General features: G+C 66.9%; 13 protein-coding genes and 1 tRNA gene. 13 read left to right on the top strand and 1 reads right to left on the bottom strand.

Features of this window, described 5'->3' with window-relative positions; genetic code table 11:
* The 13 genes from VGL40_07765 to VGL40_07705 all read left to right on the top strand — a co-directional run.
* Positions 1-1,476 (top strand): DNA topoisomerase (locus VGL40_07765; protein ID HEY3315155.1); only part of this gene is annotated, 1,476 nt, incomplete at its 5' end.
* Positions 1,477-1,566: 90 nt separating this feature from the next.
* Positions 1,567-2,571, top strand: a complete 1,005-nt coding sequence (locus tag VGL40_07760; protein HEY3315154.1) for a DUF1614 domain-containing protein — start codon at positions 1,567-1,569, stop codon at positions 2,569-2,571.
* On the top strand, positions 2,564-3,931 hold the full coding sequence (gene spoIIP, locus VGL40_07755) for a stage II sporulation protein P (GenBank protein ID HEY3315153.1): 1,368 nt from the start codon (positions 2,564-2,566) through the stop codon (positions 3,929-3,931). Before VGL40_07760 ends, spoIIP begins: the two co-directional genes overlap by 8 nt.
* Before the next feature lie 33 nt (positions 3,932-3,964).
* Positions 3,965-4,987, top strand: coding sequence for a DUF3189 family protein (locus tag VGL40_07750; GenBank protein ID HEY3315152.1), 1,023 nt, complete (start codon positions 3,965-3,967; stop codon positions 4,985-4,987).
* Positions 4,980-6,362, top strand: a complete 1,383-nt coding sequence (locus VGL40_07745; protein HEY3315151.1) for a DUF512 domain-containing protein — start codon at positions 4,980-4,982, stop codon at positions 6,360-6,362. Before VGL40_07750 ends, VGL40_07745 begins: the two co-directional genes overlap by 8 nt.
* Positions 6,359-7,681, top strand: coding sequence for a ribosome biogenesis GTPase Der (gene der / locus VGL40_07740; protein ID HEY3315150.1), 1,323 nt, complete (start codon positions 6,359-6,361; stop codon positions 7,679-7,681). Before VGL40_07745 ends, der begins: the two co-directional genes overlap by 4 nt.
* 9 nt (positions 7,682-7,690) lie before the next feature.
* Entirely contained in the window at positions 7,691-8,302 is a 612-nt protein-coding gene (gene plsY / locus VGL40_07735; GenBank protein ID HEY3315149.1) for a glycerol-3-phosphate 1-O-acyltransferase PlsY, read from the top strand.
* Positions 8,303-8,321: 19 nt separating this feature from the next.
* On the top strand, positions 8,322-9,368 hold the full coding sequence (locus VGL40_07730; protein ID HEY3315148.1) for an NAD(P)H-dependent glycerol-3-phosphate dehydrogenase: 1,047 nt from the start codon (positions 8,322-8,324) through the stop codon (positions 9,366-9,368).
* Between the two features lie 191 nt (positions 9,369-9,559).
* On the top strand, positions 9,560-11,038 hold the full coding sequence (gene spoIVA, locus VGL40_07725; protein HEY3315147.1) for a stage IV sporulation protein A: 1,479 nt from the start codon (positions 9,560-9,562) through the stop codon (positions 11,036-11,038).
* 225 nt (positions 11,039-11,263) lie between these two features.
* The gene (locus VGL40_07720; protein HEY3315146.1) at positions 11,264-11,542 is read left to right on the top strand and encodes an HU family DNA-binding protein; all 279 of its coding nucleotides are present in this window, start codon (positions 11,264-11,266) and stop codon (positions 11,540-11,542) included.
* Positions 11,543-11,729: 187 nt separating this feature from the next.
* Positions 11,730-12,869 (top strand): threonine synthase, encoded by a 1,140-nt coding sequence (gene thrC, locus VGL40_07715; GenBank protein HEY3315145.1) that lies wholly within the window; start codon positions 11,730-11,732, stop codon positions 12,867-12,869.
* Positions 12,866-13,912, top strand: a complete 1,047-nt coding sequence (locus VGL40_07710; protein HEY3315144.1) for a homoserine kinase — start codon at positions 12,866-12,868, stop codon at positions 13,910-13,912. Before thrC ends, VGL40_07710 begins: the two co-directional genes overlap by 4 nt.
* Before the next feature lie 98 nt (positions 13,913-14,010).
* A tRNA-Pro gene (locus VGL40_07705) sits at positions 14,011-14,084 on the top strand.
* Between the two features lie 84 nt (positions 14,085-14,168).
* Here VGL40_07705 and VGL40_07700 read toward each other — a convergent pair.
* On the bottom strand, positions 14,169-14,984 hold an 816-nt coding region (locus tag VGL40_07700), incomplete at its 5' end, for a site-specific integrase (GenBank protein HEY3315143.1).

Raw genomic sequence — 14,984 nt, 5'->3', positions numbered from 1 at the left:
GAGAACCCGCCGCTCCTTTTCGACCTCACCAGCCTGCAGCGGGAAGCCAACCGACGCTGGGGGATGACGGCCTCCGCCACGCTGGCCGCGGCACAGCGGCTTTACGAGGCCAAGCTGATCACCTACCCGCGGACCGACTCGCGCTTTCTCACCCCCGACGTGGCGAGGACGACCCGGACGATCATCGATGGGCTGGCCGAACAAGCCGGCCTCGCGGTCTGGTGTCGGGGGGCCGACCCCGCGGCCATCCATGGGCATGGCCGGGTGATCAACCCGGGTCGAGTAGCCGACCATCACGCGATCATCCCTACCGGCGAACGGCCGGGGGCACTCTCCCCATCGGACGCCAAGGTCTATGGATTGATCGCCGGGCGGTTCCTGGCTCAATTCTATCCCCCGGCCGTGGACCGGGTCAGGCGAGTGATGACCACGGTCGGCATCGACGACTTCGAGACCGTCGGGCGGGTGACCATGGTCGAGGGGTGGCGGGTGGTCGAGCTCGGGGAGCAGGCCCGCGGGGATAGGCGCCGCGGAGACAAGCGCCGGGGCGAGGAAGACGGCGGGGGTTTGAGCTCGTTGGACGGCCTATCCGTCGGGGACGAGGTCCTCTGCACCGAAGCGCGTCTCAAGGACGGGCGCACGGAGCCGCCCCCGCGGTACACCGAGGGGTCACTCCTGGCCGCGATGGAGACCGCCGGCCGCCACGTGGACGACGAGGCCCTTCGCGAGGCGATGAAAGGACGAGGCCTGGGGACGCCGGCCACGCGGGCGGCCATCATCGACCGCCTCAAGCGGGTCGGTTACGTCGAGGTCGCGGCCCGTCGCCTGAGGCCGACGGCCAAGGGAATCCAGCTGATCGAGGCGGCCCGCGCCGCGGGGGCCGAGGTCCTTCTCTCACCGCAGCTGACCGGGGAATGGGAGCAACGGATCAACGCCGTCCAGACGGCTGAGGTCGATCCGGCCCGTTTCATGGGGGAGATCGAGGGGCTGACCGGCGCCCTCGTGGAGAAGGTCAAGGGTTGGTCGACCGGGCCGAGGGCGGCCGTGGGCGGGGACCCGGGCGGCGCCGCGGGGCCTCCTCCAACCCTCAAGTGCCCCCTCTGCGGCCGCGGGGTGACCCTCGTTCGGGGTCGGTGGGTCTGCGCCGGGAACGAGTCCGACTGCCGGTTTCGAGTGGGCGCTTGGATCCTCGGTCGCCGCATCGAGTCGGCTGACTTGGCCGAGCTCTGTCAGAAGGGTCGGACGCGGCTCCTCACCGGCTTTCGCTCGCGCAACGGGCGGCGCTTCGCGGCCCGGCTGGTGGCCGGGCCGGCCGGCGTGACCTTTGAATTCGCGAGGCATCGGGGCAAGAGCGGCCCGCCGGCCAAGCTTGCGCCTCAGAACGAAGGCTCCGCCAAGGTCGCCCAGAAGGCCCGCGGCAATACTCGGCGAAAGACCAGCGCAAGGGCCACAAAGCCGCGCCGGACTGCGGAATAGGCCCACTTAGACCCGGGGTATGCTAGACCTTGAAACTGGCGACCCCGGGTCGTTCATTACCGCCGGGTTTCCTCGTGAGGAGGCTTCCTGATGAATCTACCCATCGGCATGGTGATCCTCTTGGTGGTGGCCGTCCTCATCTACTTCGGGTTGGCCCACCGGGTGCTCGACCGGATGTATCTGACCGACCGGGGGGCGCTCATTTTCATCGTCCTGATGATCGCGGCAAGCTTCTTTAACATCACCATCATCCGGACGCCCCCGCAGCTGCTGGTCAACATCGGCGGGGCCCTTTTCCCACTGGGTTTGGTGATCTACCTCCTGTGGCGGGCGGACACGACGGTAGAGAAGGTCAGGGGGGTCCTGTCGGCGGTGATCACGGCGGCCATCGTCTGGGTGGCCGCCCGGCTCCTGCCGTCCGAACCGACGCAGAACACGGTCATCGACCCGACCTACCTCTTTGCCATCGTCGGCGGCCTGGTGGCCTATATCGCCGGCCGGTCCCGCCGCTCGGCGTTCATCGCCGGTTCGCTCGGGATCATCTTGGCCGACGTGGCTCACTACGTCGAGATTACCGTCCGCGGCATTCCCGGGCGCACCTGGCTCGGCGGGGCGGGGGCCTTTGATTCGGTGATCATCGCCGGCGTCCTCGGGACCTTCCTGGCCGAGATCATCGGCGAGACGCGGGAGGCCATTCAAGGGGGGCCACGGGACAAGAAGCGGCGACCGATCAAGAACGTGGAATTCACCGGGATGCTCAGTGAGGCCGAAGAAGACGACCTGGCCGACGCCGACCAGCGGGACTTGACGGGTCAGGGCCCCGAGTTCCGGGCCGGGCCGGTCGGGGGCGTCGAGAGCACCTGGCCGCAAGGCCTCGAGCGGGAGCCCGCGGAACGCGGGGGGACGGACGAACTCAAGGACATCGACGACTACATCGACGAGTACGCCGGCCCCGAGGGACTGGACTCGGTCTACACCAGCGGCGGCCCGGGACAGCCGGCCCGACGCAAGGTGTGGCCGGAGGAAGCCTGGCGGGCTCGGGAAGAACAAGACCTCATCAGGCGGGCCGAGGAGGAGGGGGACCGCCGTGGTTAGAGCCTGGCGCGACGTCGCGGGCGGGCTCGTAGCCCTGGTGGCTATCGCCCTGCTGGGGCTCGGAATGGTCGGGGCTGCGCCCATTCGGGCTGAAGCGGCGGCGACGTCGGCCTTTTCGCTGGACGAGCGTCTGGCGGGCTATTACACCATCGTCGACGAGGCCGGCAACAGCCTCCTCACCACCGGTCTCGGTGTCTCGGTGGGGGACCGCTTCATCGCCGAGGACAATCGGGAATACGAAGTCTACTCGGTTGATGCCGACAACGCCAGGGCCCGCCCGGTAACCGGCCAAGCCGGCGGTCTCTCCGCGCCGGCCGAGGTCCCGGCCGCGACCCCGGCCCCGGGTGGGGCGGTCGGGTTGGATGGGTCGACCATCGCCGCCGCGGCCGGTGGGGCGACCGTGGCCATCTATCACACCCACAGCGACGAGTCCTACGTGCCCAGCGACGGGGCGGCGAATATCCCCGCCCACGGGGGCATTTTCCAGGTCGGAGCCGCCTTCCGCGACGCCCTGCGGCGCAAAGGGCTCACCGTCGTCGACAGCACGCAGCCCCATGACCCTCATGACAATCTGGCCTACGACCGGTCGCGGCGGACGGCCCTGAGCCTCCTCTCCCGTTACCGGCCGGCGGCCATCTTCGATGTCCACCGGGACACCGCCCCGCCCCAGGCCTATCAGAAGAAAGTCTCCGGGCAGCAGGTCACCCAGGTGATGTTCGTCATCGGCCGACAGAACCCGAACATGCAGGCCAACCTGGCCTTCGCGAAGCAGCTGAAGGCGGTGGCCGACCAGAGCCATCCGGGGCTGGTCCGAGCGATCTATTTCGGGCAGGGCCGCTACAATCAGGATCTGTCCCCGCGGGCCCTTTTGATCGAAGTGGGCGCTGAAGACAACATGAAGGCCGAAGCCGAACGGGGCGTGGCCCTCTTGGCCGACGACGTGCCGAAGGTGGTGGGTACCGCCGGACCGTCGGGAGCCCTCGGAATCGGCGGCCAGAACCGCGGGGCGACCCGGGCCATCCTGACCATCGTGGCGGGCATCCTGCTCCTCGCCGCGGGCTACCTGATCATCGCCAGCGGTGGGTTCAGCCAGGCCTGGGAGCGGCTGCGGCGGCTTCGCTCGACCGAATTGGCCGGCTACTTGAACGGAAGGGAGGGGCGAAAGGTGGGAGAGAAGCACAAAGGGGAGCGGGACAAGCGGACGGTGGGCAAGGGCGGCGACGAGGTCTGGATGGCCACCGGCCGGCACGAAGACACCAAGGAGCAGAACGAAGAGACCAAGGACTCTTCACGGACGGGCGGACATCGCGATCGGGGGGGACGGGATTCCGAACCGAGAGACGACCGGGGGCGATCCTGAGCGGCGAAGGCGGGCCCTGACGGCAAGAGGCCGGTGAAAATCATCTACCATTGCTATGGCGGCGCTCACTCCTCAGTGACGGCAGCCGCCATTCATTTAGGACTGCTCGATTCCGACCGCCCGCCGACCTCGGCCGAGCTGGAAGGACTGCCGTTCTATGACCGAATGGTCCGGGCCGACCACGGGCGGATCTACTTCGCTGGGATCGACGCCCAGGGGAACGAGGTCCACGTCCTGGGACGGCGCTTCATGCCGCAGATTGCCGAGCGGGTCGTGCGTGGGGTGGCCGAGGTCTACGGCCAGGACCCGGCCGGCCTTCTCTTGGTCAATGTCCTGTCGAGCGTCAACGTCTTGATGAAGCTGGGCGGCTTCGTCTCGCGGGGAATGCTCTTGCCGTCTTTCGGACGGCCGGTGGTCGAGATCGGCACCGCCTCGGCCTTTCGGACGATCTCCCGGATTGTGCGGGAGGCTCGGGCCAGGGCGGCCGGGCGGTTGGTCACGGCCACCGGGATGAACCCTCAAAGGGTCGCCGCGGACGGCCGGCCGAAGGTGTTCTACCACTGTTTCGGCAGCGCCCATTCGTCGATCGTCGCCGCCGCCCTCCACCTCGGGATCCTCCCCGAGGCGCGGATGGCCGAGAGTGGTGAGATCGCCGCCCTGACCTTCTACGACCGAATCGACCGGCATGAGCTTGGCACGCCCATCTTCGTCGGGCGGGACGCCCGAGGTCACGAGATTTACGCCATCGGCCTGGCCGGGGGCAAGGACTTCCTGACCCGGACGATGCGTAGCGTCCTGGACCTCTACGGTCTGCCGGGCGAGGCGATGATCCTCCGAGACAGCCTCGTTCACGTCGGCAACTGGACCAAAGCCGGGGGAGTCCTGTCGCGCCGCCTCGGCCTGATCGGCCTGGGGCGGCCCTTGACCCTCATCGGGGTGAGGCGCAACTATGGGCACCTGGTCCAGCTAGCGCGGCGGACCCGGGGCGAGGTCTGGGGCCGTTCCCCGGGGGTGGCCCGGGGCCTGCTTGACGGGGAGGGCGGCCCCGGTGAATAATAGAGTGGCCGGGGCCCAGGGGCCGTCGGCGGAGGACCTGAGCGTGAGACGTGGGGGAATCGTGTCCGGCGTCGAACCCGGCAGCCCGGCGGCTGAGGTGGGGATCGTCCCCGGCGACCGGATCGTGGAGATTGATGGACAGCCGCTCGGTGACCTGATCGACTACTATTACCAGGCGGCCCAGGATGAGCTGACCCTGCGGGTGATCAAGTCCAACGGGGAGGAGTGGGTCGTCGATCTCGAGCGGGTCCCGGGCCGGGCGTTGGGGATCGATTTCGACGATCCCCTTTTCGATGGCCTCCGTCGTTGCCGCAACCGCTGCGTCTTCTGCTTCCTCGAGCAGATGCCCAAGGGCCTTCGCCCCAGCCTTTACCTGCGCGATGACGACTATCGCCTGTCCTTCCTCCACGGCAATTTCATCACCCTGTCCAACCTCACCGCGGAGGACCTGGATCGGATCGTCCGGCTTCGGCTGTCCCCCCTGTACGTCTCGGTCCACGCCACCGACCCGGCCGCCCGCCGGCGCCTGATGCGGGCCGCGTTGGCCGGCGACGTGCTTGGGCAGCTCAGGCGCCTGGTCGGCGGAGGGATCGCCCTTCACACTCAGATCGTCCTGTGTCCGGGGTTGAACGACGGGGAGGTCCTCAACCGAACCGTCGAAGACCTCGCTGCTTTGTGGCCGGGGGTGGCCTCGGTCGGCGTGGTCCCGGTCGGACTGACCGCCCACCGGGAGGGCCTACCCTTCATTCATCCCGTCACCCGAGAGCAGGCCGCCGAGGTCATCGCCCAGGTCGGCGCCTGGCGTCGGCGGCTGGCCGAGAGGGGCATCACCGACCTTCTCTTCCTGGCCGACGAATTCTACGTCTTGGCCGGCCGAACCGTCCCGGCGAAGCGAGAGTATGCCGGGTTCCCCCAGCTCGAGAACGGCATCGGCCTGATCCGACGGTTCCTCGACGATTTTCGCCGGAGCAAGCGGCGCTGGCCGGCCAGGGTCGCCCCGCGGAGGGTGACGGTGGTCACCGGTGCCTCGGCCTTCGACGTCATCAACCGGGCGGCGGGCCAGTTGTCGGAAACCATCGATGGGCTGCGGGTCGATGTCCTTCGGGTGACCAATCAGTTCTTCGGCCCGGCGGTCACCGTCGCCGGGCTCCTCAGCGGCCGGGACATCGGAGCGACCCTGGCCGCGGCCGGCCCGGACAGGCTGGGCGATGAGGTCCTCGTGCCGGCTGCGGCCGTGCGCGAAGAGGACGGACGTTTCCTCGACGACCTGACCCCTGAGGACCTGGCGGGCAGCATCGGACGTCCGGTGAAGGTGGTCGAGGCCCGAGGGGACACCTTCGCCCGGGCGGTCATCGGAGAGGGGGCCACAGCATGAATCCAGTCGTCGCCATCGTCGGTCGGCCCAACGTCGGGAAGTCGGCCCTTTTCAATCGCCTCTTACAACAGAGGCTGGCGATCGTCGAGAGCGAGCCGGGGGTCACCCGGGACCGCATCTACGCCACGGCCGAGTGGTCGGGCCGCGGTTTCACGCTGGTCGACACGGGCGGCATCGAGGTGACCGCCGACCATGGAATCCACGATCTGACCCGCCGCCAGGCCCAACTGGCCATTCAGGAGGCCGACGTCGTCCTGATGGTCGTCAACGGCCGCGAGGGCCTCCTTCCGGCCGATCAGGAAGTCGCCGAGGAACTGCGCCGGGCCGGGCCTCGTCAGGTCATCGTGGTGGTCAACAAGGTCGATGATCCCGCGCAGATGAAGAACCTCTACGAGTTCTACGGCCTCGGCCTCGGCCTCGGCGACCCGATGGCCGTCTCGGCCGCTCACGGCCTGGGCATCGGCGACCTCCTGGATCGGATCCTGACCCTCTTGCCAGAAGGAGAAGCTGAAGCAGGCGACGAATCCGTCAACAGGGTCGCCGTCGTCGGCCGCCCCAACGTCGGCAAGTCGTCCCTGGTCAACGCGATCCTCGGGGAAGAGCGGGTGATCGTCTCGGACATCCCGGGGACGACCCGCGACGCCATCGATGTCGGAGTGGTCCGCGGGGGCAGCCGATACATCTTCATCGACACCGCCGGGATGCGGCGGAAGGGGCGCATCGAGCACCCCGTCGAACGGTACGGCGTGATCAGGGCCCTCCGGGCGGTCGATCGGGCGGACGTCGCCCTGATCCTGATCGACGCCGTCGAGGGCCTGACCGAGCAGGACAAGAAGATCGCCGGCTATGTCTTCGAAGCCGGGCGGGCATCGATCGTCGTCATCAACAAGTGGGATCTCTTTGAGGACAAGTCGGACGAGGGCGTCAAGGCCTTTGTCGACGGGGTGCGGTGGGGCCTGCCGTTCATGAGCTATTCGCCGATCCTGATGATTTCGGCCCGCACCGGGCAGCGAGTGCCTAAGATCCTGGAGACGGTCGATCGGGTGGCCGGGGAGTATTCCCGGAAGATCCCCACTCCCGACCTGAACCGGCTGCTGAGGGACGCCGTCACCGTCAGCCCGCCTCCCGCGGAACGGGGGAAGCGACTGAAGATCTACTACGCCACGCAGGGTGGCACGCGTCCGCCGACCTTCCTCCTCTTCGTCAACGATCCAGACCTGCTTTATTACACCTATCGCCGATACCTGGAGAACCGGCTGAGGGAGGCCTACGGTTTCGACGGGACCCCGATTCGACTGGTCGCCAAGGAGAGAAAGTAGGAGGGGTCAATGGACCGCTTGGTGGTTTCCCTTATACTGGGCTATCTGATTGGCGCCGTTCCCTTCGGCTTCATCGCCGGTCGCCTCCTGGGCGTGGACGTCAGGAAGCACGGCAGTGGGAACATCGGCGCCACCAACGTTTTGAGGGTGATTGGGGCCAGGGCGGCCGCGCCGGTCCTATTACTGGATGCGGCGAAAGGTGCTGCCCCGGTCTACCTGGCCCGCCATCTGGCCGCCGGGGTCGACCCGGCCTGGGCCGGGATGCTTGCCGGTCTGGCCGCCATTGCCGGACACAACTGGTCGGTCTTCCTCGGGTTCAAGGGCGGCAAGGGCGTGGCCACCAGCGCCGGGGTGGCCATCATGCTGATCCCCCGCTATCTGCTGGCGGGCCTGGGCGCCTTCGTGGTCGCCGTCGCCCTGACCCGCTACGTCTCCCTGGGGTCGATCCTCGGGGCCCTGGCCACGGGCATCTACGTGCTGATCGCCCCGTCGGCCTTGCCCGAGAAGGTCTTCGGGGTCGTCGGCGCGGTCTTCATCATCTACCGGCACAAGGCCAACATCACGAGACTCCTGGCCGGTCAGGAGTCCCGGGTCGGACAGCGCCCGGGCCAACGGCGTTAGCTTCGGAGGTCGAACCGACTTGAGCTACTTCAGTTACGATGCGACCGTCCTGGGGGCCGGCGGCTGGGGCACGGCCCTCGCCCTTTTACTGGCCGAAAACGGGCATCGGGTGAAGCTGTGGGCCAGGCGGGCCGAGTTCGCCGCCGAGCTTCGCCGAATCGGGGAGAACCGGACCTACCTTCCAGGCGTGGCTCTGGACCCCACCCTGACGCTCGTCGAGGACCTCGCCGAGGCCCTCGGCGGGGCGAGAATGGTCGTTCTGGCAGTGCCTTCGCACGGGCTGCGGGAGGTTGTCAGGCGGGCCGCCGGCCCCTGCCCTGACGGGGCCATCGTGGTCAGCGCGACGAAAGGGCTCGAGGTTGACACCAACGCCCGGATGAGCCAGGTCATTCAGGAGGAGATGGGGAAGAAGGCCGCCCGCCTGACCATCCTGTCGGGCCCAAACTTCTCGGCCGAGGTCGCTAGGCGTATGCCGGCGGCCACCGTCGTCGCCTCCTCCAGCCGGGAGACGGCCGAGGAGGCCCAGGACGTGCTGATGAACGCCCATTTTCGGGTGTACACTCACCCCGATGTGGTCGGCGTGGAACTCGGTGGGGCCTTGAAGAACGTCTACGCCATCGCCGCCGGCATCGCCGACGGCCTGGGGCTCGGCCACAATACTCGGGCGGCCGTGGTCACCAGGGCCCTGGCCGAGATGACCCGGCTCGGGGTGGCCCTCGGCGCCCGGCCGATGACCTTCGCCGGGTTGGCCGGCCTCGGCGACCTCTTCCTGACCTGCACCGGCGATCTCTCGCGCAACCGCCAGACCGGCGTCAGGCTGGGCCGGGGCGAGGCCGTCGAGGCCGTCCTCGGTTCGTCGCCGATGGTCGTCGAGGGCGTCCGCGCGGCCCGCGTGGCCGGCGCTCTTGGCCGCCGGAGCGGGATCGAGTTGCCCATCGCCGAACAAGTGGTGGAGGTACTCTTCCACCGCAAACCCCCGGCCGACGCGGTCTCCGCCCTGATGAGCAGGGGCCGCCGGCACGAGATGGAAGAAGTGACCCCTAGCCCGCTGGACTGGACGCCCTGAGGGCGTCACGGTGGTGGCGGCCCAAGGCCGTGCCGCACCAGGCCGCTTGATAGACTCATGGAGCCAACCCCAGGTGCTTCGCGGGCCCGGGGTTGGCCCGTTTTTTGATGCCAATTCTGGTAATCACTCCGGAGGCCCCACATATACATGGAGCAGAGACGACCCCACACGAAACCGAGGGAGGGAGAAGGGTGGAGAAGTTCGATATCTTCAAGGATATCGCCGAACGGACGGGCGGGGACATCTACATGGGTGTCGTCGGTCCAGTCCGGACGGGGAAGTCGACCTTCATCAAACGCTTCATGGAACTCCTCGTCCTGCCCAACATCAAGGACCCATATGCCCGCGAGCAGGCGAAGGACGAGCTTCCGCAGGCGGGGACCGGCCGGATGATCATGACCACCGAACCGAAGTTCATCCCGGCGGAGGCCGTTGAGATCACCCTCAAGGACAGCCTGAAGATGAGGGTCCGCTTGGTCGACTGCGTCGGCTTCAGCGTTCCCGGGGCGGTCGGGTATGAAGAGCAGGGCGGCCCGCGGATGGTCATGACCCCATGGTTCGAGTATGAGATCCCCTTCGAGGAAGCGGCCGAGATCGGCACCCGCAAGGTGATCTCCGAGCACTCGACGATGGGTCTGGTGGTCACGACCGACGGTAGCATCACCGATATTGCGCGCGACGCTTACGTGGACGCCGAGGAGCGAGTCATCAGGGAACTGAAGGAGCTCGGCAAACCCTTCGTCATTGTCCTCAACAGCGTCAGGCCGCTGGAGAAGGAGGCCCAGGAGCTCTCTGAGCGGCTTTCGGCGAAGTACGACGTGCCGGTGATCCCGGTGGACGCAGCCCAGATGACCGTCGACGACGTCCAGACCCTGATGGAGCAGGTCCTCTACGAGTTTCCGGTGAAGGAGGTCAACATCAACCTCCCCGCCTGGGTCGAGGAACTCGAACCCAAGCACTGGCTCAGGGTCAAGTTCGAAGAGGGTGTGGCCGAGGCGGTCCAGGGCGTCCGCCGGCTGCGCGACGTGGACGGGGCCATCGAGAAGTTGTCCGGATTCGACTTCGTCTCCGACGTCAGCCTGCGAAACATGGACATGGGGACCGGCGTGGCCACCGTCGACCTGCGGGCCAAGGGCGAACTGTTCTACCAGGTCCTCGAGGAGATGAGCGCATACTCCCTCAAGAACGAGGCCGACCTGGTCAAAGCGATGAAGGAACTGGCCTTTGCCAAGAAGGAGTACGACGTCATCGCCGAGGCGCTCAAGGACGTCCGCGAGACCGGCTACGGGATGGTCTCTCCGCGGCTCCAGGACATGATCTTCGAGGAACCCGAGATGATCAAGCAGGGGAACCACTTCGGCGTCAAACTCAAGGCCAGCGCGCCTTCGTTGCACTTCATCCGGGCCGACGTGGAGACCGAGGTCACTCCGATCATCGGCACGGAGAAGCAGGGCGAAGAAATGGTCAAGTTCCTCCTCCGCGAGTTCGAGGGGGACCCCAAGAAGATCTGGCAGTCCGACATGTTCGGCAAGTCCATGCACGACCTCGTCCGCGAGGGCATTCAGAACAAGCTCTTCCAGATGCCCGAGAACGCGCAGCAAAAGCTACAGGAGACCATCCAGAGGATCGTCAACGAAGGCAGCGGCGGACTGCTCTGCATCATCATCTGAGACACGTGCCCGCCGTAAACAGTCAGGTAGAACCGCAGCAGGAACGGGTTTCAACAGTAAGACGTCGGCCGGAAGGCCGACGTCTCTTATTTTTTTCGACATCAACAACGAAAGAAGAAGGAGTCTGTGCGGTGGTAGCGAATAGCAAAACAGGCAGAATTGCCTAGGGCCAAGGTTTCAAGCGATTTGGGTTCCTGAGTTACACACAGTAAAAGGAGGTGACAACTGTTGACAAAGGCAGAACTCGTCGACAAGGTAGCTTCCAAGACCGGCCTCACGAAGAAGGACGCCGGCAAGGCCGTTGACGCGGTCTTCAAGGCCATCACCGACTCCCTCAAGGGTGGTCACAAGGTGTCCATGGTCGGCTTTGGGACGTTCGACGTCCGGAAGCGCGCCGCGCGGATGGGCCGCAACCCTCAGACGGGCAAGCAGATCAAGATTGGCGCCCGCAAGGTCCCGGCCTTCAAGCCTGGCAAGAACCTGAAGGAAGCCGTGGCGCGGTAATCGCTGAACCGGCTGTCCAGTCAACAGCGGTCCCAAGGTTTACGAAGAATTCCCGCCTCGCCGAGGGGTGGGAGTTCTTTTCATGTCGGGCAGGAGAGCCGGGCATGAGGGGAGTATTAATGAGAAAACTCTAGGCAGGGGCGGGCCGCGAGCCGCCGGCCCCTTTGATCGGAGCGTGGTCGTCGACGTGAAACCAACCCTGGCCTCGGAAAGTAGCCGGCAAGGAGCTTGGCCCGGAGTAATCGCCGCCTATCGGCGATTCCTGCCGGTCAGCGACAAGACGCCGGTAGTGACTCTCAACGAGGGCAACACCCCGCTGATCCCGGCTCCACGACTGGCCAAAGCCGTCTTCGGGCCCGACCCCCGGCCCGCCCTATATCTCAAGTTCGAGGGTCTCAACCCGACCGCCTCGTTCAAGGACCGGGGGATGACCATGGCCGTCTCTAAGGCCGTGGAAGCGGGGGCCAAGGGGGTCATCTGCGCCTCGACCGGGAACACTTCGGCCTCGGCGGCCGCTTATGCGGCCCGGGCCGGGTTGGCCTGTCTGGTGGTCATCCCCAAGGGTGCGGTAGCCTCGGGCAAGTTGGCCCAAGCCCTGATCTATGGGGCTCGGGTCCTGGCCGTGGAGGGCAACTTCGACGTCGCCCTGGAGCTCGTCCGCGGACTCTGCGCCCGGCACCCGGAAATCGCCGTGGTCAACTCGATCAACCCCTATCGCCTGGAGGGACAGAAGACCGGAGCCTTCGAGATCGTCGAACAGCTCGGTCGGGCCCCGGAATTCCTGGCCATCCCGGTCGGCAACGCCGGGAACATCACCGCCTACTGGCGCGGTTTCAAGGAAGCCGCGGCGACCGTCGGCACCGGGCGGCCGAGGATGCTCGGATTCCAAGCTGAAGGGGCGGCGCCGTTCCTGTCGGGGAGGTTCGTCGACCGCCCGAAAACCATCGCCACGGCCATTCGCATCGGTCACCCGGCCAGTTGGGACGGGGCCCGCTCGGCGGTGGCCGAATCGGACGGGCAGTTTACGGCGGTCAGCGACGAGGAGATCGTCGTTGCCTATCGCCTGCTGGCCCGGCTCGAAGGAGTCTTCTGTGAGCCGGCCTCCGCGGTCACCTTGGCCGGTTTGGCCAAGCTGGCCCGGGAGGGCGGGTTCAGCGAGGCTCATGTCGGCACAGGCGCGGCCGTTGTCTGCATCCTAACCGGAAACGGGTTGAAAGACCCGAACCGGGCGAGGCGGGTCTCGATCGCGCCGGAACCGGTCCGGGCCGATCTCGACCTGGTCGAGGAGGTCGCCTTCGGAATGGACGGCGGGGAAGTGGGACGGTGAGCGCCGAGGCCGATGATCGCAAGGTTGCGTCCGCGGACAGCGCCGGGCGGTTCTTCCGGATAACCGTCCCGGCTTCGTCGGCCAACCTGGGACCGGGTTTCGATTGCCTGGGAATCGCCCTGGACATCCGGGACTCATTCGCCGTCGAGGTCGCCGGTCCGGGACAGCCGGCGCTGACCATCGAAGTGCGGGGGGCCGGCGCTCCGGCCATCTCGTCCGGCCCGGACAACCTGGTCTACCGGGCTTTCAAGCGAGTCCTTGATTACCTGGGTCGGGATTGCCCGCCGGTCCGGATGGAGATCGACAACGCCATCCCCTGCGGCTGCGGGTTGGGAAGCAGCGCGGCGGCCATCGTCGCCGGGGCCTGCCTGGGAAGGGCCTTGGTCCAGGCGCTCGAGGCCGAAGAGGCGCCGGCCGCGAACGAGGCGGCGGCTGCGGCCTCGCCCAGCGGGTCGTTGACCAAGAAGTCCCTCGACGACGAGACCCTGGTCGCGCTGGCTACGGGAATCGAGGGCCATCCGGACAACGTGGCCGCGGCTTTCCACGGCGGCCTGACCATCTCGACCTCGGCCCCGTACGGGGGGGTCTTCGTCCGGCGCTGTCAGGCCGCGACCTCCTTCGGCGCCGTCGTCGCCGTGCCCGACTTCGCCTTCTCGACTGACGAGGCCCGCTCGCTCCTGCCGTCATCGGTGTCGATGACCGACGCGGTCTTCAATATTGGTCGGACGGCGACTCTCGTTGCCGGGTTGCTGCTCGGGGATGCCAGGGCGGTGCGGCAAGGGATGGCCGACCGCCTGCACCAGCCATACCGGGCCAAGGCTTTCGCCTATCTCAGCGGCGTGATTGAGGCGGCCATTGCGGCGGGCGCGGCGGGCGCTGCCTTGAGCGGGGCCGGCCCCTCGGTGCTGGCCATCGTGGAAACGGGCGGCGGTGACGATGGCGGGAAGGTCGGCCGGGCGATGGTCGAGGCTTTTGGCCGAGCCGGTCACCAGGCAGTGGCCTACGTCAGCGGTATCGCCGAGCGCGGAGTCGTGTTCGAATGAGAGTGGCCTGACGACTGAACGCCGATGGCGCGCGACCGTCTGGCCGCGTTGTCTTTTGCCCTGCCATGGTGTATAATTGCTTGTGTTCTGGTTCTAATCGGGGTGTAGCGCAGTTTGGTAGCGCGCCTGAATGGGGTTCAGGAGGCCGTGAGTTCGAGTCTCACCACTCCGACAAAGAAAAGCGAGCTTCGCGGTGGTTTGCGAGGCTCGCTTTTTCCGTTGTTTCCCTTTTCCGAGGCCGGCTGCTAACCATTTGCTAATCATCGGGTCCCGAAGTAATCTGTTTCACGACCTTCTTGATCGCCCGGCGCTGGTGACCGTGGAGGACGTGAGAGTAGATGTCGGCGGTCGTCGAAATGTCGTCGTGGCCGAGGATCGCGCTGACCGTCTTCAAGTCTGTGTCCGGGAAAGCCAAGGAGGCGAAGGTATGCCTGAGGTCGTGGAAGCGGATCCGGGGGAGCCCGGCTTTTTCCAAGCGCCTCTCGAACTGGCGGGTCAGCGACCGTGGGGCCATGGCCTCCCCGAACTCGGTCGGGAAGACCAGGCCGTGGTCCTTGTACTCCTCGCCGAAAAACAGCTTCGCCTTGGCCTGCTGGACCCGGTAGCGCTTGATGATCGCCACGAGCTGCGGGGTCAGTTCGAGCGTCCGTCGGCCACGGTCGGTCTTTGGCGCCTGGATGACCGGCCGGCCCTTGACGGCCACCAGGGACTGCCGCACGTGGAGAAGGGCCTTGTCGAGGTCCAGGTCCTGCCACCTGAGGCCAAGGAGTTCGCCGCGCCGGAGGCCGAGGGCCAGGGCCAGCCAGTACAGGGCCGACAGACGGTCATCCTTGACGCTCTTGAGGAACCGTCGGGCCTCGTCGTCCGTGAAGGCCCGCTGCTCGGTCTTCGCGGCCTTGGGTGGGTCGGTGCCGTCGGCCGGGTTACGCGGGATCAGGGCAAGCCGGACGGCCCTCCTCAGGGCGATGTTCAGGACGGAGTATGTGTAGCGGACGGTCGTTGGCGACAGGAGCCCGGGCTTGCCGTCCGCCCGGGGCTTGTTAGCGAGTTTACTGTAGAACGATTGAAGACG

This window comes from Bacillota bacterium, from assembly GCA_036504675.1.
Lineage (GTDB): Bacteria > Bacillota > Sulfobacillia > JAJYWN01 > JAJZPE01 > DASXUT01.
This window is presented reverse-complemented; position numbering and strand designations above follow the sequence as displayed.

Bases quoted from the DNA above. Each gene is read 5' to 3' on its own strand.
- VGL40_07760 (HEY3315154.1), top strand. From the start codon at position 1,567: ATGAATCTACCCATCGGCATGGTGATCCTCTTGGTGGTGGCCGTCCTC.
- der (HEY3315150.1), top strand. From the start codon at position 6,359: ATGAATCCAGTCGTCGCCATCGTCGGTCGGCCCAACGTCGGGAAGTCG.
- plsY (HEY3315149.1), top strand. From the start codon at position 7,691: ATGGACCGCTTGGTGGTTTCCCTTATACTGGGCTATCTGATTGGCGCC.